The sequence below is a fragment of the Aggregatibacter kilianii genome (assembly GCF_003130255.1).
Classification (GTDB): Bacteria; Pseudomonadota; Gammaproteobacteria; order Enterobacterales; family Pasteurellaceae; genus Aggregatibacter; species Aggregatibacter kilianii.
In genome coordinates this window covers 1,080,474-1,099,666 of sequence record NZ_NRCN01000001.1, presented here as the reverse complement: position 1 = coordinate 1,099,666, position 19,193 = coordinate 1,080,474, and the positions used below count along the sequence as shown (strand labels likewise).

Here is a 19,193-nt window from a genome sequence, read left to right as displayed (position 1 = left end):
TTATAGCGGATTTGTCCAAACAGGAAGAATAGGGGAAAGTCAGGTACTACCGACACACTTAGATACCACCGAGGGCATTCCAATGTGTTTAAACTGTTTATCGATGTGTTTCGGGTTAAGCCCCCCTAAAAATTAGATTTCAGACGCTCTTTTATTCCTCTTCAACCAAACAAGCCTTTTCAATCAACTCCCTTACCCAGCGATACGCAGGATCTTTATGTGCCCGTTCGTGCCAAATCAGGGTTTTGGTAAAGCCTTGAATTTCAAGGGGCGGCTCAAAGCGCTTGAGATTGGGCAAGTTGGCAATCAAACGCTCAGGCACAATAGCCAGTAAATCACTTTGCGCCAGCAATTCGGGCAAAACGATAAAATTTTGCACCGACAGGCTGACATTTCTTTGTAATCCCATCGTTTGCAAGGCCTGGTCTGTAATACCGCTGAAGCTGCCGCCATGATAGGAGAAATCAAGGCTTGTAATAATTAAACCGCTATAACTTAGCCCCATTAGGCTTAATCAGTAGGATAAAGCGCCTTGCCATCGGATAGGGTGAATTCTTTTTCCTGTGGCTTTACTTTGTCTATTTTCGTGCTGTTTAACGGTGTGATTGTGCGTGCCATATCGCTTAGTTCTGAGAGTTGAAAACTATCCTGAAGAACTCCGACTCCGACGACAATCAGACTTTTAAAAATTGGGTATAGCTAAAATATCGTTAACGCTTTTTGCTAACCGATTTTGTATGGTTTTAGTTATATCGGTTTTGCTATACAACTATCAGCATAACTAAGCGTATAACTAAAATTCAAGGATTTGATAGGATTTAATAGGATTTAATAGGAACGCTTAGGATATAAAAAAGCCCTTGAGGTTAATATTTTCAAGGGCTTTTAGGATTTAATAAGTTTGCTTTGGATTGTTATTTGGTGGGCTGGGGTCATCTGAATCAATGTTTATAAACCCTTATAGAATAGTGTTTTGATTAATTCAGAAAATCATCGTGTTACTATTTGTGTTACTAAAATCAAAAGTCATTATATAAAGTAGCAGCAATAGGGAGGTTTCTGAACGCTATAAAAAAGAGGTTTTCAGGCATTATAAAAAAGCGATTTAACCGGAAGATGATGATGGTTAGAAATGTGAAAAATTGGCAGTCTCCGCGCGCCCATTACCCCATGGAAGCCCTAGCCCGTCCGGGAGTACCTTTTGTTCAAAGGGTAATAAGTTCGTTTTTAGTCGCCGTCATCTGCCATCATCATAAAATCTTAATTTCGCGGTGGTGGAAATGGCATTAATTAGGCGGTTTTGAGTTTAGAACGCTGTAGAGATTCTACCCCGCCCCTTTATCCGATTGGCGAAATTTTAAAATCAACCCCATGCAAGCGCCTTTTGCTACGGTTTAGCCGGTCAATAATTTGATTCCGTTCTGCCTTACTCAAAGAGAGAAAAGCCGTACTATATCCGCCATGCTTCACGGCATTAAATCGGCTGTTACGGTAGCTATCCGTTTCGCAATTTGCTTTAACCTTTCGCATTTCCGCCACTGCATGAGAGTTTTTTGACATTATAAAAAGAGAATTCCAACAAATAAAAATGACTGTTTATAACTCATTAAGTATTTTTTGGCAAAAGGTACTCCCGATGGGGTTGCCTAAGCCACGAGGTTTCGGCGTCGCGGTTTTCGGCAGTTTTTTGATTTTTTCGGCGATCCACAACAAACAAATAATCGATTGTTTTATTTAGAATTTTATTTTTCTTGAGTAACAGAAGAATATAGGAAATTTGCGCAATGAATAAATTTCCAGTGTTGCAGCTGTGCCATTGGGTTAGTTGGTTTCATTTCCGCCCTCCCAAAGCACATTTACCGCGTCTTTAGTCCGCGCAATCAGATCACGCACCGTCCAAAGTGAATCACTTACTGCCGTTTCCTTTATGTTGTTATCCACCATAAGTAAAATAGCTTCCGCTTGGGCAAGATTTTTTGTGATTTCGTCCATCGCATCTAATTGTTTCATTTCTACGTTACTCATGATTCATTTCCTCCAATGCTTGTTCTTTTGTGATTTGAATAATTTCTTTGTAAAGGTTTTCTAAAACGCCTTCCAGTGCGCTTAATCCCCATTTAATCGCTGTTTCTTCATCATCTTTGATATAAGATTGAAGTAGATACACAAGGGCTTGTGCTTCACTAAAGCGATCTAAAATAGTGTGGTCTTTTGTTTTTTGAGAAATCAAAGAATCAAGATTAGTCATGGATCACCTCCAAAGTACGATTGGATTTCAGGGAGTTTTGAAGATTGATACGACCAGCAAGCAGCAGGATATAAACGCGCGCTAATTGGCGGCGGGCTTCCTGCTCCGTTGCGGCGATAATACGGATTTTTTGAATCTGATTAGATAAATCGGTACGGCGAATAGCCACAAAAATGAATTGTTTCATTGCGTAGATTCCAATAACTGATTTTAGAAACTACCGCTATACTTTCCACGGTCGGGCGGTAGAACGTAACAGGGTGGAAAACTGTCGTTATTGGAAAACAGCCAACCGCAAAGGGTTGCCTATTACGCGCTACCATTGAAGAATAAATTGTTGATAAATGTTGAAACAAAATCCGCAATTTATTTTGAAGCGTGCGAATGTTACGAACAAAAAAAGCATGGTTCAAAGGCATGCTATCGTTCGCCAATAACTTATTCAGCTTTCCACGGCTGGCAATCGTTTTTTGCGACTGCATGAATATATTGGCAAAAATACGGGGAGTTTGTAAAGCAGTTTTTGAGGGTTATTTCGATTTTCTCAAGTGTGATTTTGGAACTAAGTTGGTATGATTTTGTAACGTCATTGTTTGAATTTTGAACTAAAAATACTGTTTTTTGCTTTTGGTGTTACAAAATCATACTTATTTTAGGGGTGGACTTGGTATGATTTTGTAACGTGTTTATATATCTAGCCATATAGTATAAAAAAATCATTGTTGCTAATTGAAGAAAAAAATTATTTCACCGGATAATTACGCCATTTATGAGAAGCTGTCTTTGTTGGTGCTAAATTATGAACACTTAAGCCATTCTTCAATACTGCATCAATAGGTTCAATCGTTACCGCATAATACGATAAACGCCCTTTCCCGCCCTGCCTGCTTTTTTCTATCCAGCCTTTCACTTCAAGACCTTTCAAGGCTCTACTTAGTCGTTGGCGACTAATATTCAGTTCTTCATCGGCTTTATTGTATGGTAATGCTAAATAACCGTTATTTGAGCCGTTATATTCGCCGTAAAGGTGTAGAAATACTTTCGTTTCTGTACCGGTTAAACTGCGAAAATGAGGGCTTTTAAGAATATCCTTTCTAATCCCCATAAAAGGGCTTGTACCTCTTCGCGCTTTCTTTTCTGCGTAACCCGTCATATAATAAACCTGTTCAATTTAATACTTAATCTTGCCTATGCCCATTCTTGAAGAAAGCATAGGCATTTTTGTTTATGAATGGTGGCGTTCCCGTTCTGCCAGTGTTATCAATCGCCCTTTGCGCTCGTAGTAGTTCATACCTAAATTAATTAGCGCGGTGTTGGTGGATTGCAAGGTTTTCAGTGTGTTCAGTTGTTCTGTGGTGAATTGGTCGCGCACATTGCCAATAATGCCTTGTTGTTTCTTCCACCGGCGCACGTTTTCACCTAGAACAAGACTATCCAGCATTTCCTGTTCCCTTGAGTAATAAAACGCTTTAGGGGCTTTATTGGTGCGCTGTAATGTTGCCTTGATTGCGTCCGTCATTTCGCGGTTATGGTCGATTGCCGCCAGCCGCGCCTGTGTTTTGGCAAGCGTGTTTTTATAAACTGTCGGTGCGACCTGTTTTAACTGTCTTTCCGCGTCGATAAAGTGCTGTCTAACGGCTCTGCCGATTTCATTTTTCTCCATTAAACAAAGGTGCTTTGCCATATCAAGGGAAACGATATAATCAACCCTATTGTGTCCTCCTCGAGTTTCTTTTTGCTCCCCCATTTTGTTGCGCAAAAAACAATCGCTTTTTTTGCTTGCCAATTTTGGCAAATCAACGACTAAACTTTGAACAATAGCGAAATCTTGATTTTCAATAAAGCCCGATTGTTCGATTCGTGCTTTAATCCACATTGAATAGTGCCGTTTTGATTTCAAAAGTCGGTGAACATCGCGCGCATTAATACCTTGATTTCCACCATCAAGGGCTTGTGTAGTTTGTAATAGATTAATAATTTCAGTTTTCATCTTGTCGCATTTCCTTCCTGTAACTCATTGCCTAAATTCTCTTTAGTTGCTCTTGTGCGATTTCAATCAGACGATCTGCTTTGCCTAAGTGCACGTGAACAAGTTTCCATACGTCGGCGGGCGTCAGGTGGTCTTTAAGTTTTCTTCCCTCTACCATTGAGCCGGTAACTTCCCGTAGTTTGGCGATATATTCCCGCGCCATTTCTAACGTGGGCTTTTCCTGTTCTTCGTTGGTGGTTTGGTCTGTCGCTTGCTCTGTCATTGCGCACCTCCTAAATCTACCACCGGCAAATCAACCGATTCGCTTTTGTCTTCTTGATTGCTAATTAGCATTTCAAGCTGTCCTTTCAGTAGGTCTATTTCCATCAGAGCATAAGTGGCTTGATCGCAAATAAACTCTAAAGCGTCTTTATGCGTGAACGGAATTTGTACCTTTTGCCCGGTCTCATCAATTCGGGTTTGTGTTATTTTTCCATCAAATGATAAATCGGCTATTTCATACATGCGCTCAATAATTGCGTAAATGCTCCATAGCGTCACTGTGTTGCATTTTTGATTCTTGGTTAATGATTCCGTATTATTCATAGTTAAAGTCCCTCTATGCTCGTCTCGTTGCGTTTTTGACTTACTATGTTTTCATGTAGAACATAAACGCCTACACGGTGGGTTAAGCCGGTGTTATCGGTTTCATCACGGAAGAACGTATCGATTAGATAACCTTGATTACGCAATTCCTTAATGCGTGCCGGCGGAGAATAAACGCCCATTTGTCGTAGTTCGTTGGTGCTGTGCGGGCGTTCTCTTAACCGTTCAATGGTGAATCGGCGCTGTTCGTGTGTGCTGGTGGTGGAAATAATCATTAACGCCCTCCTACGCTCTTGCTTCTGCCAATTTGGCAATGTAAGAGTTGATTTCGCTTTCCAAGTAACCAACTGAATTAACACCTAATTGAATTTTCTTTGGAAAGTCCGGGCGGTAACGCTTCGATTTAGGGTTTTGCCAATCGGCAAAGGTGGATTTGCTTACGCCTAACATTTTCATGGTCTCAAGGCGGCGGATAATGCGATCTGATTGATTCATTGTGTTTACTCCGTACTGGTTGGAATGGTTGAAACCGCTTAGGGCTTCGTTGTGTCGGAGTAGATTGTAGAAAAGTGAAAATATTGAATCATCGCAACGAAAAAGATATTTTCGCCACGAAAAAATAGGATTAATTTTTAAGGAGTTTTAGCGGGTATGAAAAATGCCCTAAAATGGGCGTTGGTGAATTATGGTTTTAGTCTTTTGTTGGCGTTAGCGAAATATTCTTCAATCATTCGTTGTTTTAAGCCTTTTGTGGAAAAGTTTTCATTTTGGCGACGCTCTAAAATCTTGTCTATGATTTCACTTTGTGTCCATTTCTTTGCTCTAGTACCGACTATCTGTAAAACTTCGCCTAATAGATACATAGCATTATCTAAATCTAATTTGCTATTGGAACCTACGTCACTATCTAAACTAGCTAAAAATTGGTTTAAATGCTCTGTTTGAATAACGAAAAATGCGCCATCAATTTCTTTTATTCCGGAACAGGGATAATGAAATTTTTCGTATTTATTGGCACGTTCAAGCCCTTCCAGCTCTATATAAGGTATATCATCAACAACAGTTTGACGCTCTATTACAATTCCGTTATTTGTAAACACATAAAAGCCTGCCAAATTATAAACCGGGGTAAGTTTTAAGTTTCTTTCGAATTTAAATGCATTTTCAATATCAATTTTAGAATTTCCAATTAATTTAACTTCATAAACTCCAGCTTTGAGAAGGTATAATTCAGGATGCACTTTTATAAACTCGTCTGAATTACATTTCTCATACTCATATATTTTGACAACTTCTCCCTCAAGTCCGGTTATTTCCTTAAATTTTGAAGCTAATTCAAGATCCGTTGTAACATGACAAATCTTTCCATCCCAATCATGAGGGAAATTAACTGAAATTCTAAGTTGTTCATCCGATGCTAACTGGAAAATATCAGCTTTAGTTACATCTTCGCCTAACTCAATACTTAATCGGTGGGCGGCTTCATCAATAGTGAGCCATTTTTTTAGTTTATAAAGTTTTTCCATCTGTTCAACCTTAATATTTAATCTAAGGTATTCTTAAGCAGTAAAATATCGTCAAAATCGACCGCACTTTACCTCAGGTTTTATCAGTCTAAGCCACAATCTTCAAATGAAATTGCGGCAAAGTGCCTTGTGAAGATTGTTCTACAAAATCCGCCCATGCTTGCAATAGCTTGAATCGCTGTTCTAATTTTTCCCCTCTGTCATAGGCGGTTTTTACCCGGTCTGAATTGAGGTGTGATAGTGCCACTTCAATCAAATCACTATTAAAGCCCTGATCGTTTAAATAGGTGCTGGCGATACTGCGTAAACCGTGTGCCACCAATTTACCGGCATAGCCCATTCGCTTAATCGCGGCATTTGCCGTTTGCGTATTCACGTGGGATTGTGGGTTCTTTACACTCGGGAATAGGTAAGTTTTTCCGCCACTCAATTTTTTAATTTGTCCTAACAGGGCTAAGGCTTGCCGTGATAACGTGATTCTATGCTCAATGCCACGTTTCATTTGCTCCGCCGGAATCGTCCATATTCTGTTTTTCTCGTCAATATCCGCCCATTTCGCCGTAGCCGCTTCGTTCGGTCTTGTCATGGTGAGCAGTTGCCATAAAATCAAATAGCGCGTCTGTAAGTGAATCTGGGCGTTTTGTAGCATGAACATAAATTCGCTTAAATCCTCAGGCTTAAGGGTTTTAAAATGTTCAACCGTTGGGCTGTCAAATTCCTTTGCGATATTTGCCGTTGGATTAAAAGAGATTAAGTCTCGGTGTAGTGCATAAGTCATGATCTCGTTATGCTTCTGAATCGTCCGTTTGAGCTTTTCTAAATGCCCTTCGTCTTGATACTGCTTAAATGCCTTTAATGCCATTGGCGCGGTAACTTGAGAAATAGGCAAATGACCAAAGTGCGGCAATAAGCAACGATTGATCAGGCTTATAACGTCTTTTTGATAATTATCTGAAAAGTTCTTTTTGGTTTTGCGATACTCAAGCCACGCCCACGCCACCGCTTCATAGGTATTATTCAGCTCATTTTGCTTAGCTTGTTCTTGCTGTTGGCGATAGGTTGCCGGATCTATCTGTTGAGCTAACAAGGATTTGTATTCAGCTCGCTTTTCTCTGGCTTGCTTGAGTGTAACTGCCGGATAGTCGCCTAACGCAAGATTATTCCGTTTTTTAGTGATAGGGCGGTAGTAATTAAATAACCATGTTTTCACGCCATTAGACTTAATGCGCAAAAATAATCCTTGTCCGTCCGCAAGGTTATATTCTTTTTCTTGTGGTTTTGCCTTATCTATCTGTGTTGGTGTTAAAGCTGTGGTTACTCGTGCCATAGTCTGTGTTACCAAAATCAATGTTCTGTGTTACTAAAAGTCGAAAATCGTGTTACTTCCACAGTGTTTTTTATGTGATAAATCCCTTTTGGGAAAGGGTTTAAATAGATTTTAGTAACACGGGTTTCGACTTATACAAAGTCATGTTACTATCTGTGTTACTAAAATTCAAGGATTTGATAGGATTTAATAGGAACGCTTAGGATATGAAAAAGCCCTTGAGGTTAATATTTTCAAGGGCTTTTAGGGTTTGATAAGTTTGCTTTGGATTGTTATTTGGTGGAGCTGGGGGGAGTTGAACCCCCGTCCGAAATTCCTCTACCGTTAGTACTACACGTTTAGTCAGTCTTTAAGATTCGCTTAACCCTGCGGACAGACACGCGATAATTAAGCTAGTTTGATTTAATTTAATGCTTCGATCCTCAAACGGCGGCGTCCACACGATCTCGTTTGGGTTTGACTCCGCTTTATCCCCGTCTTACGAGCGGAAGCTGGGGAGCGAAGGCTATGAGCAGGTTATTAAGCTGCTAAAGCGTATTGTTCGTCGTTTGCGACTATTTTTTTGCGGTTTATTTACGAGGCCTACCGCACCTCGACGTGCACCTCGGGCTTCGCTAATCCCGTCGAATCCAGAATCAGCCCCAAAAGTGGCGTAAGAATAGCAAAATTCAGCGTCAAATGAAAGTATGATCATCAGTCAGAAACCATTCCCAACGTCATGTTTGGGCTAATCCCACTTGTTTCAATGACAATTTTCTATACAAAAGTCCTAAAATGTGATCTAGCTCCTAGTTTTAAAATTTAATTTTCATACACTAGGGGTTGAATAATAAGAAATCCAAGGAGAAAAGGATGAATAACCCCTTCAAAGTTTCATTATTAGCCATTATTTCCGCACTTGCTTTCCATGCTACCGCCAATACACAAGCGGTGCAGGTGCTGGAACCGCAAATTAACTACCAACAATTACTAACCCAGCGACAAGTCGTGGATGATTTAATCGCACAAGCGGTGAAAATCCAAAACTCACCGGCGCGCGTGTCCAATGCAGGATTCACGGCGAAATTGCCAAGTAACATGGAACGCATTGCCGCGATTTTGTTGGAAGCCTATGAGTTAGAACCTTATCGCGTGGATTTTTTATTTGGTGCCGCCAACGCGAATATTTATAACGGCAACACCGACAAAGCTATCGAGCTATATCAAAAAGTCTTGAACGTTGCACCGGACGATGTCAAAGCACATATTTACTTAACCGCATGGCATCGTTTCAAAGGCAACAAAGCAGAAAGTGACAATCACTTCAAACAGTTAAAAAATCTTGCGCCGCCAAAAGCCGCAGAGCTTGAAAACCTGTTCAACATTATCGACAGCGTAGCGACTCAACCGATTAGCGACAAATTAGATCATAAATTGCCGGAACAGTCTGCCATTATCACCTTGGGTTATGCGCTAAACCCTGATGGCAGCATGCACGACATCTTAATTCAACGCTTGGAAAAAACCTTAGAAATCGCCAATCAAAACCCTCATGCCTTAATTATCGTCACCGGAGGCGTACCGCAAAATAACCAAACGGAAGGCGCGTTAATGAGGCAATGGCTCATTGACAAAGGCATTGACGCCAAACGCATTTACGCCGACAACTATGCCCGTTCAACCGTGGAAAATGCCTTATTCTCCCGTTATTCCTTAGCCAAACACCACATCAAACACGCCGTTCTCATCAGCTCCGGCAGTCATGTGCGTCGTGGCCGCGCGTTGTTTGAAATCGCGACTTTGGAATCGGGCCCGAAAGGTATCAAAATTGAAACCGTGGCGGCATTAGATAAGCCATTGGACGAATTGCAAAAAGTGAGTGAAAAAGATTTACTGGGAATTTATCGTGACAGCCTGAAAACGATGGGCTTGCCAATGTTTAATAGCGGGGCATTACAGGATTAATCCGAGTAATGCATTGGTCACATCCCGAGGGTAAAGTGCGGTCAAAAAATGCCGTAAATTTTGACCGCACTTTTTTGTTTGTAGATGCTAAAGAAAGCGATTAGAGAGAATAAAAAAAAGCCATCTGAAATGTCACTTTTAGACGGCCTTTAGTATTGAATAATAAATCATGTTGGCACCAAAGTGCGGTCAGATTTTAGAACATTTTTTACAAATATCTTTTCTCAAAAATTTTACCAATCATTTTTTATTAATGTTGATTAACAAACTTTTTTGTCGATCATAAACGAGTTACAAAGTTATTTGTGAATCGTTTTTTGATAAATTTGATTCACAAACTTGTTTATTAATCATAAATGAGCGACAATGCATTTTATCAATCAAAAATTATATTTTTTGATTCACAAAGAGAGAATAACATGTATAAACCGCTTAACTTCGACGATGCCGTTCAGTATCACTATAATCAATTTCCTCCTCAATCATTAGATTACGCCCTACTTATGCCTAGCCTATTAAAAGCAACTGATGCGCTAGCCCGTTACGATCAAATGTTGAAAAATATGCATAACAGCGAGATTTTGCTTGCGCCCTTACGAAACCAAGAGGCTGTTATTTCTTCCCGTATGGAAGGCACAATTAGTACCATGGATGAAATTATGCAATATGAGGCAGATTACGGTGAAGGTAATGATTCCACTGAAGTCCGCTCGGACATTGTAGAAACCGTGTTGTATCAGCGGGCACTGAAAAATGCACAAGGCGCGATAGAAGATGGCTATCTATTCAACAAATTTTTATTGAAAACCATGCACCAACAGCTTTTATCTTATGGTCGTGGCGTGAATAAATCGCCCGGCGCATTCAAGCACGAGCAGAACTATCTAGCTGACAAAGGCAAACGGGCGATTCTCTTTGTGCCGATTAGCCCGGAAAAATTGGAAGAAGGTTTGGATAAGTTATTCAATTATATCAATTACGATTCTACGCCAATTTTAGCCAAAACGGCCGTTTCTCATCTCGAATTTGAGGCACTTCACCCATTTCAAGACGGCAATGGGCGGATTGGTCGAATGCTGATTACCTTAATGCTTTGGCAATCTAAGGCCATCAGCGCCCCGCATTTTTATATCAGTGGATATTTTGAGGAACACAAAGAACGTTACACAGAGTTGATGCGTCAGGTTTCTCAAACAGGTAATTGGAACGAATGGTGCCAATTCTTCTTTGAAGCAATCTATTGGCAGGCAGGACATAACCTTAAAATTGCACAAAACATTCATACACTTTATGAAGAAATGAAATCTATTTTTACTGAAACACTTTCTTCTAAACATTCTCTTGCTGTACTGGATTTTGTTTTTACTTATCCTGTTTTCCGAAATAGTCGTCTATCGGAGCTAACCAACATTCCGCCGGCAACAGCAAACCGTTTTACCAAAGCATTACTGGAAAAAGGGATTTTGTCATTAAAAGAGGAAGCGAGTGGAAGAAAGTCGGCATTATATTCATTTGAGGGGATGATGGAGTTGGTGAGGGTTTGATGAAATTAGCAAAATCAAAATTTTATTTACAAAACATAAGAAAAAACGACCGCACTTTAATCGCTGCGACCTGAAAAAAGGGAGCTTTTGCCCCCTTCTTTTTAGCCCACCAAAAGCGAAGTCATACTGAGCGAACCGGCGACAAGGCTGTCGTTGAAAAACGTAATGGAATCATCCGGTTCGCGTAATGCCATAATGCAAAGAAAAGGCAGATAGTGATCCGGCGTCGGCACGGAGAGCATCGCCTTTTCACCCAGCCGTTCGTAATGAATCAACGTGTCGTCATCCCGTTCAACAATCGCCTGATTGATTGCTTCGCGGAAAGCAAACGCCCAGTCATAACCCGCGCCGATTTGATTGATATGCGCCCTGCTCATCACGCCCAGATTATGGATAATATTGCCACTGCCGATAATCAACACACCCTGTTCGCGCAAAGCGGATAATTTTTTCGCCAAATTGAAATGCCATTCCGCAGGTTGCGAACGAGTAAGACTAAGCTGAACCACTGGAATATCGGCATCGGGATACAGAAATTTCAACACCGCCCAAGTGCCATGATCAAAACCGCGCGTCGGGTTCAACTCCACATTTTCCGGTTGCAATAACGACTGCACTTGCTCCGCCAACTCAGGCGAGCCGAGCGCCGGATATTGCAATTGGCTGAGCGCTTCAGGAAATCCGTAAAAATCATAAATTATTTCAGGACGTTCGCCCGATGAAACCTGCAAAGCGCTGCTGTACCAATGCGCCGAAATCATCAAAATCGCTTTCGGTTTGGCAAACTTTTGCGTAATTAGGCTGAGATTTTGGTTGAAAGGATTTTCTTTATCCAACACATTCATCAGACTACCATGCCCAACAAACAATACAGGCATTTTTTTCATTATTTACTCCTCGTTATTTAATGCCGCAAATTGTATGAGTAGATTTTTATGTAAAAAATACCTGTTTATGAACAACATCTTTTACTGATAGAAAATAATCGGGTGCAATATTGAGCGATATGACGGGTATTGAGTAGAGAAAGATATAAAAAGGTGCGGTCAAATTTTCAGGTGTTTTTTAGAAAATTATTTTTTGCTTAATTTACAGTTTATTATCTTCATGCTTGAGAGTAACATGGTCATTAACTTAATACGGTTTTTAAAAACCAGTAAGGCGATTATTTTCTATCTAATTAGAGATTGAATGATAAAAAAATTGCTCACAGCGGTGCTTTCTGCCGTGGCTATTAGCGCGCCTTTTGTTGCTTCGGCAGATACCACATCATAAACGGCACAAAATATGGCACAACCTGAAAAAGCAAAAGGCGTTTGGATTGATATGCGTTCTGCAGATGAATTTAACGCAGGTCATTTACAAGATGCGGTGAACATTCCGCACGATCAAATCCTTGCACGTATTCAAGCAGTTAGCCGGATAAAAATGCGCCTGTTAATCTCTATTGCCGCAGTGGTCGCCGTGCAGAAGCAACACTAACTGAGCGGAAAAATGCCGGCTACACCAATGTAACTAACCACGGCGGTTATGAAGATTTGGTGAAAAAAGGATTGAAATAAACATCCCACTATTTAAAGCAAAATCCCCCTAAAGCAGAGCATTAGGGGATTTTTTCTATACGACTTTTTTTTCAACAAACCTCTAGATTAGTGGTAGTAAAATGATATCAAATGAAATTCAAAAATTACTTTCAAATATTACAAAATCTTTAACTAAGGTTGATGTAAAGGACTTGGACGCCTTTATTTCAGGTGAGTTTACTCAGGTAACTAATATTGATTTTCATAGATATGAAATATCTCATAGGGAAGTCATTAATGTTAAATTTTCTTTAAGCTCATTTCGTGGTGCTTTCATAGTTCAGAGTTCATTTACAAATTGTAATTTTGTTAATTGTTCTTTTATCGCAACAATGTTTAGCAATACAAGATTTACCAATTGCACCTTTACTGATTGTGTATTTAGGACGATGCATATAGAAGATAATGTAATACGTAATTGCACTTTTGAAAACTGCTATATTGAAAACAATCTATTTTCTTCATTTTAAAATGTAATCTGTTAAGTATATAAAAATGTACCAAACTGCAAAACGCTCTGCTTGAGCTAATAAAATGGAAAATAATAGGAATGCCATTATGTGAAATTGATAGTCAATTTAACAGTAAGCCCATGCTCCAACAAATACCTTTTCATATCAAAGGTAAATAAATATAAAGGACTGGAAAATGTATAAAAGAATTAAAAGAGAAAGCAGTGAAAAAAACACTCAGATTAGTTTGAAAAATATTTTAGAAAAAGTAAATAAGAGCCCGCATTACCGCTGCTTTCTCTGTGCAACCGGGTTGGATTTAAAATTTTTTGAATCTCTATCTAAAAATCATAATGTTAAGATTATATGGCATGGTAACCTTAAAAAAGGCTTTTTTGGTTTTTTGTTAAAATGCATTCCAAGCCGTATAGGAATTATTGAATTTTTAAAACCAATTGACGAAGATTATTTTGAAAATATTTTATATGATTGTGGCCCCTCTCTAACAACCATAGTTATTATGAGCAATGAAAATAAAATCCCAAATTTCATAAGCTCATTTCAAAATAATCCAAGTCTAGAAAATTTTGAATCAAGTATACTAGAAGACGACAATGCTCTAATTTATGTCATTGGTGTCAGCGATATCGATGATGGTATTAATTACGAGGAAATAGTCTTCACACAGGATGCATGGTTAGATATTCTTAATAACAAACCACATGACTAATATGTTAGAAATCGTCGAGTTGTTTACACAACAGCACGCACGCGTTTTTTGCCCGCGAACGCCTAAACACGCCTACGGAATTCATCACTATTGCTTACACTGAAATTCCTGCTGATGAGTGGAAAGAAAAGGTTTGGGACAAAGAGATTGAGCCAAATGTAGAGAGCCTGTTACGTAAGCCCGAATATGAAATGTAACCTGCGCGTCTCATCGAAAACCTTAAAAAAATGACCGCACTTTACTCAGGAGAACACCATGAAAGCATTTAAAAATTAGCACTTAGCGTACTTTTCGCCACCCTTGCAACGAGCAGTTTTGCCGGCGAACCGTTGCGCTATTTTGGACAAAGTGAAACTGCCTACCATAGCCAAGAGCCTTATGGGAACAATGAAAAAGTCGGTCGTTATGCGACGGCAAGTGATGGGGCAAAAATTTATTTTGAACGCTATGGCAAAGGCTCACCTGTGATTGTTTTGCATGGCGGATAGTGGGTTCAACGGCTGAAATGGGCGAATTTATTGACCGTTTAAGCCAAAATCATGAAGTCATCGCCATCAGTACACGCGGTCATGGCAAATCTGAAGTCGGTAGTGTTGCGCCAACTTACACACAAAAAGCAGCCGATGTGCTTGCCGTCTTAAAAGCCGCACAAATTAACGGTAAAGTGGATTTACTCGGCTTTTCAGACGGCGCTTACACCGCCCTCACCTTTGCCGCTACTTATCCCGAACAGGCAGCCAAAATTATTGCCATAGGTGCCGGCGAATGGAAACGTGGTTTTATTCAAGGTGGTGGAAATAAACGTGCAAGCTATGAACAAATCCGCCGGTTAGATCCAAGCTATTGGCAAATGCAACAAACCATCCGTCCAACCCCACAACAAACGGCAGCATGGTTCGATAATGCACAGAAAAATTATGACAACACCCAGGTTGGCAAAGAGACTTTTGGTAAGATCCAATCGCCCGTGTTGTTTGTAGTTGGGGAAGACGATGCCAATGCACCATTGGATACCGTCATCACCGCTTATCGTATGACCCCACATGCCGACTTAGCCATTATCCCTAACGCGTCTCATCCGGTATTTATCGTAAATTTCCCGGCTGTATGGGTAGTGGTTGAACCGTTTTTGAATAACAAAGAATAAAAAGGCCATCTGAACATTAAGTTTCAGACGGCCTTTTAGCATTTAATTATAAGCTGTCACATTTACACCAAGAAACACACACCGCCAGCACCAAATCAATGAATTATTCCTTCACCATTTTCTTCAATTGATATAAATATGCCAGCGCTTGTTTTGGGCTGAGGTCATCAGGGTCTAGCTCTTGTAACATGTGGAGCAACATGTCTTTCTTCTCGTCTTCTGCCGTGGCAAATTCCAGTTCGCCTTGGCGCTGATTGAGCAGGCGTAAATTTTGTACCTGTTGGTTGGCGTTTTGCTGTGACAGTTTTTCTAATTGCGCCAGTTTTTGTTTAGCGAGCTTGATGACTTGTTGTGGCACACCTGCCAAGGCAGCGACCGCAAGACCGTAGCTTTTACTGGCTGCACCTTTTTGTACGGCGTGCATGAAAGCAATGGTGTCATTATGCTCAATGGCATCTAAATGAATATTACCGATACCTTGCACCTGTTCCGGTAGCACGGTGAGCTCAAAATAGTGGGTGGCGAATAAGGTTAAAGAACGAATTTTCTTCGCTAACCACTCAGCACAAGCCCAAGCGAGGGACAAACCGTCGTAAGTGGAGGTTCCACGGCCGATTTCATCAATCAACACCAAACTTTTGTCTGTCGCTTGATGCAGAATATTCGCCATTTCTGTCATTTCTACCATGAAGGTTGAGCGTCCTGAAGCGAGATCATCAGAGGCTCCAATGCGGGTAAAAATGCGATCAACAGGGCCAATGACGGCACTGTCTGCCGGCACAAAACTGCCCATGTACGCCATTAAGGTAATCAGCGCCGTTTGGCGCATATAGGTACTTTTACCGCCCATGTTCGGGCCGGTGATAATGAGGAAATGTTGCTGTTCCGTAAGTTCTGTTGGATTGGCAATAAACGGTTCCTTCAACACTTGCTCCACCACGGGGTGACGGCCATTTTGAATATGAATGCCCGTTTGTGCCGAGAAGGTTGGTGCCACATAATTCAGGCTTTCCGCCCGCTCCGCTAAATTGGTGAGCACATCCAATTCGGCTAATGCCAAACCGGCGAGCTGTAAGTCGCCCAAGTGCGGTAATAATTGGTCGAAAATTTCATCATATAACTGTTTTTCTAGCGCCAAGGAAGCACCTTTTGCTTTCAACACCTTGTCTTCATAGGTTTTCAATTCAGGAATGATATAACGTTCGGCATTTTTTAAGGTTTGACGACGCACATAATGAATCGGCGCTTTATGGGCTTGTCCTTGGCTAATTTGAATGTAATAACCGTGCACCGCATTGAAGCCGATTTTTAAGGTATCAATGCCAGTGTTTTCCCGTTCCCGCTGTTCAAGATCTTCCAAATAACGGGTGGCACCGTCGGCTAATTCACGCCATTCATCCAATTCGGCGTTGTAGCCCGCCGCAATGACGCCACCATCACGAATTAACACCGGGGGGCTGTCAATAATCGCCCGTTGTAAAAGGTCAAATTGTGCAGAAAAATCGCCCAGTTGTTGGTAAAGTGCGGTCATTTTTTCTGATGTTTTTTCAGCCAACCGATTTTTTATATAAGGAATCTGCTCTAAAGCGGTACGCAAGCGGGTTAAATCACGCGGACGGGCGGTGCGTAACGCCACGCGCGCCAAAATGCGTTCCATGTCACCCACTTGTTGCAAATAAGGTTGCAAATCCGCCACTAAATCCTGTTCTAAAATCGCACCAATGGCTTGTTGGCGTTGCGTGAGTTTTTCTACATCGCAAATCGGCTGATGAATCCAACGTTTTAGCAAGCGACTGCCCATCGGGGTGACGCATTTATCCAACACAGCCGCCAACGTGTTTTCCGTCCCCCCTGCCAGATTTTGAGTGAGCTCCAAATTGCGACGGGTTGCGGCGTCCAACTGAATATTTTCGCTGTGTTGAATGAGATGAATGCTTTGAATATGCGGCAAGGCGGTACGTTGCGTTTCGCGTGCGTATTGCAATAAACAACCGGCCGCACATAAGCCCAGAATCGCTTTTTCCACACCAAATCCGCACAAGTCTTTGGTATTAAATTGATGGCAAAGCTGTTGAATTGCGGTTTTTAGCTCGAATTCCCAAATAGGACGACGACGCAAACCTTTAGCGTGTTCGATTAGCTGAAAATCAGCGAAATCCTCACAATAAAGCAATTCTACCGGCGCGATGCGTTGTAATTCCGTTTGCAAATCCGCTTTAGATTGCGGTTCGCATAGCTGAAAACGACCGGACGTCATGTCTAAGGTCGCCAAACCAAAATGATCTTTTTCCTGATACACCGCGGCAATGAGGTTGTCTTGCCGTTCCGGTAACAGCGCTTCATCACTCACCGTGCCCGGCGTGACAATGCGCACAATTTGGCGTTCAACGGGGCCTTTCGCCGTATTCGGATCACCAATTTGTTCGCAAATGGCGACAGACTCCCCTAACTGCACCAACTTCGCTAAATAGCCTTCCACCGCATGATAAGGCACGCCTGCCATGGGAATCGGTTGCCCCGCAGATTGTCCGCGTTTAGTCAGCGAAATATCTAACAGTGCGGAGGCGCATTTCGCATCGTCATAAAACAGCTCGTAAAAATCGCCCATGCGATAAAACAACAAAATATCCGGATTCTCCGCTTTGAGTTGCAGATATTGTTTCATCATTGGTGTATGCTGTTCGAAATTCTCTTTTGACATCATGTGTTTATCTTATTCCGGCGATTATTAGGCGGTTTCTGTTGTTGAAGCACTTGGTTTACGGCGTTTACCGATATTTTTACGATCTTGATGACGTTGTTTGGCTTTTTTATCTGTTTTCTTTTGTGCTTCGCGTTTTTCTAATTTCTTTGCTTTTTGTTTTTTGCTGACGGTTTTGATTTCACCGTCTTTCGGCGCTTTGGTGCGTGGTTCCAAACCTTCAATCACGCGGGCTTTTAGAATTTCTTGGGTATAACGCTTAATTTTACCCAGTAGACGATAATCGTGTGCTTCCACAAAAGACACTGCAGTACCTTTTTTGCCGGCGCGCGCGGTACGCCCGATGCGGTGCAAATAAGTATCGGCGCTGTACGGTAAATCAAAATTCATAATGTGGCTGACGTCATCAATATCGATACCACGCGCGGAGACATCCGTGGAAACCAACACCGTTACCACGCCGTTTTTCAGTTTATCGATAGCGTTGTTGCGTTGAGTTTGCGCCATTTCGCCTTCTAAATAAGTGCTGCGAATACCCCGTTTGCGCAGGTTTTCCGCCAGTTCTCGCACATCTTCCCGACGGCGTACGAACACAATGCCTTTGCTGACTTGTTCTTGCTCAATGAAACGTGCCAATAATTTGAATTTATGCTCATTACTGTCGGCGTGATAATACCACTGCTGAATTTTCTTCCGTTCACGGCGGCTCGGTTCCGCATCAATTTTCACCGGCTCGTTTAACGTGCGGTCGGCAAAATCTTCCAATAAATCCCCTTCAAGGGTCGCCGAGAACAACAACGTTTGCTTACGCCAACGGGTTTCTGCCGAAATTTTCTCCGCATCTTGCCCAAAGCCCATTTGCAACATTCTGTCTGCTTCGTCAAAAATCAGAATTTCTACCGCGCGACAATCAAAATTTTCTTCTTTAATGTATTGCAACAAACGCCCCGGGGTCGCCACCACGATGTCCTGATTTTTATTGAAAATTTCGCCGTGATTTTGATACGCCACACCACCGGTGATGGTTGCAATGCTGAGTTTGGTGAAGCAGGCAAGTTCTTCCGCCTGTTCCGCTACCTGCATGGCAAGTTCTCGGGTTGGCGTAAGAATCAACACGCGCGGCGCGCCCGGTTTACGGCGCGGATAATCTAGCAAATGTTGAATCGCCGGTAGCAAAAACGCGGCGGTTTTTCCGGTGCCGGTCGGTGCCGACCCTAGGACATCCTCTCCGTCCATGGCGGCCGGGAGAGTTTCTTGCTGAATAGCGGTTGGGCGTTGATAACCTTTTTTCTGAATGGCGTTGAGTAATTCGGGCGCGAGATCAAAATCTGCAAATTGAGTGAGGTTTGTCATTGGTATTTGTCGTTCATTAGCATTAAAATTGCGCCGAATTATACCGCACTTTGCCGTTAAAGT

The 19,193-nt window shown here is 41.6% G+C and carries 22 protein-coding genes, 1 other RNA gene and 1 pseudogene; 7 read left to right on the top strand and 17 right to left on the bottom strand.

Annotated features, from left to right (window positions below; translation table 11 throughout):
- Positions 1 to 151 precede the first annotated feature (151 nt).
- From DK428_RS05150 to ssrA, 14 genes are all read right to left on the bottom strand, one after another.
- Positions 152 to 505: a LysR substrate-binding domain-containing protein gene (locus DK428_RS05150; RefSeq protein ID WP_204352449.1), complete on the bottom strand. Its 354-nt coding sequence runs from the start codon at positions 503 to 505 to the stop codon at positions 152 to 154.
- Between the two features lie 1,316 nt (positions 506 to 1,821).
- Positions 1,822 to 2,025 (bottom strand): iduronate-2-sulfatase, encoded by a 204-nt coding sequence (locus tag DK428_RS05135; protein WP_239493783.1) that lies wholly within the window; start codon positions 2,023 to 2,025, stop codon positions 1,822 to 1,824.
- On the bottom strand, positions 2,018 to 2,248 hold the full coding sequence (locus DK428_RS05130) for a hypothetical protein (protein WP_109090086.1): 231 nt from the start codon (positions 2,246 to 2,248) through the stop codon (positions 2,018 to 2,020). The genes DK428_RS05135 and DK428_RS05130 overlap by 8 nt, the downstream gene beginning before the upstream one ends.
- Positions 2,241 to 2,435 (bottom strand): host cell division inhibitor Icd-like protein, encoded by a 195-nt coding sequence (locus tag DK428_RS11795; protein ID WP_239493782.1) that lies wholly within the window; start codon positions 2,433 to 2,435, stop codon positions 2,241 to 2,243. The genes DK428_RS05130 and DK428_RS11795 overlap by 8 nt, the downstream gene beginning before the upstream one ends.
- Positions 2,389 to 2,667, bottom strand: a complete 279-nt coding sequence (locus tag DK428_RS11790) for an ash family protein (protein ID WP_239493787.1) — start codon at positions 2,665 to 2,667, stop codon at positions 2,389 to 2,391. The genes DK428_RS11795 and DK428_RS11790 overlap by 47 nt, the downstream gene beginning before the upstream one ends.
- Before the next feature lie 323 nt (positions 2,668 to 2,990).
- Complete coding sequence (locus DK428_RS05120; protein ID WP_109090085.1) at positions 2,991 to 3,401, bottom strand: MarR family transcriptional regulator; 411 nt, start codon at positions 3,399 to 3,401, stop codon at positions 2,991 to 2,993.
- Positions 3,402 to 3,473: 72 nt separating this feature from the next.
- Entirely contained in the window at positions 3,474 to 4,238 is a 765-nt protein-coding gene (locus DK428_RS05115) for an antA/AntB antirepressor family protein (RefSeq protein WP_109092126.1), read from the bottom strand.
- A 31-nt stretch (positions 4,239 to 4,269) separates the two neighbouring features.
- Positions 4,270 to 4,500, bottom strand: a complete 231-nt coding sequence (locus tag DK428_RS05110) for a hypothetical protein (protein WP_109090083.1) — start codon at positions 4,498 to 4,500, stop codon at positions 4,270 to 4,272.
- Positions 4,497 to 4,823: a hypothetical protein gene (locus DK428_RS05105; RefSeq protein ID WP_109090082.1), complete on the bottom strand. Its 327-nt coding sequence runs from the start codon at positions 4,821 to 4,823 to the stop codon at positions 4,497 to 4,499. The genes DK428_RS05110 and DK428_RS05105 overlap by 4 nt, the downstream gene beginning before the upstream one ends.
- A 2-nt stretch (positions 4,824 to 4,825) precedes the next feature.
- Positions 4,826 to 5,098, bottom strand: coding sequence for a helix-turn-helix domain-containing protein (locus DK428_RS05100; RefSeq protein ID WP_109090081.1), 273 nt, complete (start codon positions 5,096 to 5,098; stop codon positions 4,826 to 4,828).
- A gap of 10 nt (positions 5,099 to 5,108) precedes the next feature.
- Positions 5,109 to 5,318 carry a helix-turn-helix transcriptional regulator gene (locus DK428_RS05095; RefSeq protein WP_005759142.1) on the bottom strand — a complete coding sequence of 70 codons (210 nt, stop codon included), beginning with the start codon at positions 5,316 to 5,318 and terminating at the stop codon, positions 5,109 to 5,111.
- A gap of 188 nt (positions 5,319 to 5,506) precedes the next feature.
- A complete protein-coding gene (locus DK428_RS05090) occupies positions 5,507 to 6,349 on the bottom strand; it encodes a hypothetical protein (RefSeq protein WP_109090080.1) in 843 nt (280 codons plus the stop codon).
- A gap of 88 nt (positions 6,350 to 6,437) precedes the next feature.
- A complete protein-coding gene (locus tag DK428_RS05085) occupies positions 6,438 to 7,676 on the bottom strand; it encodes an integrase arm-type DNA-binding domain-containing protein (protein WP_109090079.1) in 1,239 nt (412 codons plus the stop codon).
- 277 nt (positions 7,677 to 7,953) lie between these two features.
- Positions 7,954 to 8,319, bottom strand: a transfer-messenger RNA (tmRNA) gene (ssrA, locus tag DK428_RS05080).
- A 209-nt stretch (positions 8,320 to 8,528) separates the two neighbouring features.
- Between ssrA and DK428_RS05075 the strand changes: the two genes are divergently transcribed.
- Positions 8,529 to 9,620 (top strand): YdcF family protein, encoded by a 1,092-nt coding sequence (locus DK428_RS05075; protein ID WP_109064769.1) that lies wholly within the window; start codon positions 8,529 to 8,531, stop codon positions 9,618 to 9,620.
- Positions 9,621 to 10,039: 419 nt separating this feature from the next.
- Positions 10,040 to 11,164, top strand: a complete 1,125-nt coding sequence (locus DK428_RS05070; RefSeq protein ID WP_109064768.1) for a Fic family protein — start codon at positions 10,040 to 10,042, stop codon at positions 11,162 to 11,164.
- Positions 11,165 to 11,265: 101 nt separating this feature from the next.
- Here DK428_RS05070 and ygiD read toward each other — a convergent pair whose 3' ends face one another.
- On the bottom strand, positions 11,266 to 12,051 hold the full coding sequence (ygiD, locus tag DK428_RS05065; RefSeq protein WP_109064767.1) for a 4,5-DOPA-extradiol-dioxygenase: 786 nt from the start codon (positions 12,049 to 12,051) through the stop codon (positions 11,266 to 11,268).
- A gap of 304 nt (positions 12,052 to 12,355) precedes the next feature.
- Between ygiD and DK428_RS05060 the strand changes: the two are divergent.
- From DK428_RS05060 to DK428_RS05040, 5 genes and pseudogenes are all read left to right on the top strand, one after another.
- Positions 12,356 to 12,726: pseudogene (locus tag DK428_RS05060) on the top strand (rhodanese-like domain-containing protein).
- Positions 12,727 to 12,827: 101 nt separating this feature from the next.
- The gene (locus DK428_RS11880; protein WP_109064766.1) at positions 12,828 to 13,217 is read left to right on the top strand and encodes a pentapeptide repeat-containing protein; all 390 of its coding nucleotides are present in this window, start codon (positions 12,828 to 12,830) and stop codon (positions 13,215 to 13,217) included.
- Positions 13,218 to 13,395: 178 nt separating this feature from the next.
- Positions 13,396 to 13,929 carry a hypothetical protein gene (locus DK428_RS05050; protein ID WP_109064765.1) on the top strand — a complete coding sequence of 178 codons (534 nt, stop codon included), beginning with the start codon at positions 13,396 to 13,398 and terminating at the stop codon, positions 13,927 to 13,929.
- 329 nt (positions 13,930 to 14,258) lie between these two features.
- Positions 14,259 to 14,417, top strand: a complete 159-nt coding sequence (locus tag DK428_RS11685; protein WP_204352448.1) for a hypothetical protein — start codon at positions 14,259 to 14,261, stop codon at positions 14,415 to 14,417.
- On the top strand, positions 14,417 to 15,076 hold the full coding sequence (locus DK428_RS05040) for an alpha/beta fold hydrolase (protein ID WP_204352447.1): 660 nt from the start codon (positions 14,417 to 14,419) through the stop codon (positions 15,074 to 15,076). The genes DK428_RS11685 and DK428_RS05040 overlap by 1 nt, the downstream gene beginning before the upstream one ends.
- A 103-nt stretch (positions 15,077 to 15,179) precedes the next feature.
- On the opposite strand, the gene mutS is transcribed toward DK428_RS05040, so the two are convergent.
- Together mutS and srmB are read right to left on the bottom strand one after the other, a co-directional pair.
- Positions 15,180 to 17,780, bottom strand: coding sequence for a DNA mismatch repair protein MutS (gene mutS, locus DK428_RS05035; protein ID WP_109064764.1), 2,601 nt, complete (start codon positions 17,778 to 17,780; stop codon positions 15,180 to 15,182).
- A gap of 24 nt (positions 17,781 to 17,804) precedes the next feature.
- Complete coding sequence (gene srmB / locus DK428_RS05030; RefSeq protein WP_005702015.1) at positions 17,805 to 19,130, bottom strand: ATP-dependent RNA helicase SrmB; 1,326 nt, start codon at positions 19,128 to 19,130, stop codon at positions 17,805 to 17,807.
- Positions 19,131 to 19,193: the final 63 nt, after the last annotated feature.

Coding starts and splice junctions, on each gene's coding strand:
- DK428_RS05150 (WP_204352449.1), bottom strand. CDS start 505: ATGGGGCTAAGTTATAGCGGTTTAATTATTACAAGCCTTGATTTCTCC.
- DK428_RS05135 (WP_239493783.1), bottom strand. CDS start 2,025: ATGAGTAACGTAGAAATGAAACAATTAGATGCGATGGACGAAATCACA.
- DK428_RS05130 (WP_109090086.1), bottom strand. CDS start 2,248: ATGACTAATCTTGATTCTTTGATTTCTCAAAAAACAAAAGACCACACT.
- DK428_RS11795 (WP_239493782.1), bottom strand. CDS start 2,435: ATGAAACAATTCATTTTTGTGGCTATTCGCCGTACCGATTTATCTAAT.
- DK428_RS11790 (WP_239493787.1), bottom strand. CDS start 2,667: ATGCCTTTGAACCATGCTTTTTTTGTTCGTAACATTCGCACGCTTCAA.
- DK428_RS05120 (WP_109090085.1), bottom strand. CDS start 3,401: ATGACGGGTTACGCAGAAAAGAAAGCGCGAAGAGGTACAAGCCCTTTT.
- DK428_RS05115 (WP_109092126.1), bottom strand. CDS start 4,238: ATGAAAACTGAAATTATTAATCTATTACAAACTACACAAGCCCTTGAT.
- DK428_RS05110 (WP_109090083.1), bottom strand. CDS start 4,500: ATGACAGAGCAAGCGACAGACCAAACCACCAACGAAGAACAGGAAAAG.
- DK428_RS05105 (WP_109090082.1), bottom strand. CDS start 4,823: ATGAATAATACGGAATCATTAACCAAGAATCAAAAATGCAACACAGTG.
- DK428_RS05100 (WP_109090081.1), bottom strand. CDS start 5,098: ATGATTATTTCCACCACCAGCACACACGAACAGCGCCGATTCACCATT.
- DK428_RS05095 (WP_005759142.1), bottom strand. CDS start 5,318: ATGAATCAATCAGATCGCATTATCCGCCGCCTTGAGACCATGAAAATG.
- DK428_RS05090 (WP_109090080.1), bottom strand. CDS start 6,349: ATGGAAAAACTTTATAAACTAAAAAAATGGCTCACTATTGATGAAGCC.
- DK428_RS05085 (WP_109090079.1), bottom strand. CDS start 7,676: ATGGCACGAGTAACCACAGCTTTAACACCAACACAGATAGATAAGGCA.
- DK428_RS05075 (WP_109064769.1), top strand. CDS start 8,529: ATGAATAACCCCTTCAAAGTTTCATTATTAGCCATTATTTCCGCACTT.
- DK428_RS05070 (WP_109064768.1), top strand. CDS start 10,040: ATGTATAAACCGCTTAACTTCGACGATGCCGTTCAGTATCACTATAAT.
- ygiD (WP_109064767.1), bottom strand. CDS start 12,051: ATGAAAAAAATGCCTGTATTGTTTGTTGGGCATGGTAGTCTGATGAAT.
- DK428_RS11880 (WP_109064766.1), top strand. CDS start 12,828: ATGATATCAAATGAAATTCAAAAATTACTTTCAAATATTACAAAATCT.
- DK428_RS05050 (WP_109064765.1), top strand. CDS start 13,396: ATGTATAAAAGAATTAAAAGAGAAAGCAGTGAAAAAAACACTCAGATT.
- mutS (WP_109064764.1), bottom strand. CDS start 17,780: ATGATGTCAAAAGAGAATTTCGAACAGCATACACCAATGATGAAACAA.
- srmB (WP_005702015.1), bottom strand. CDS start 19,130: ATGACAAACCTCACTCAATTTGCAGATTTTGATCTCGCGCCCGAATTA.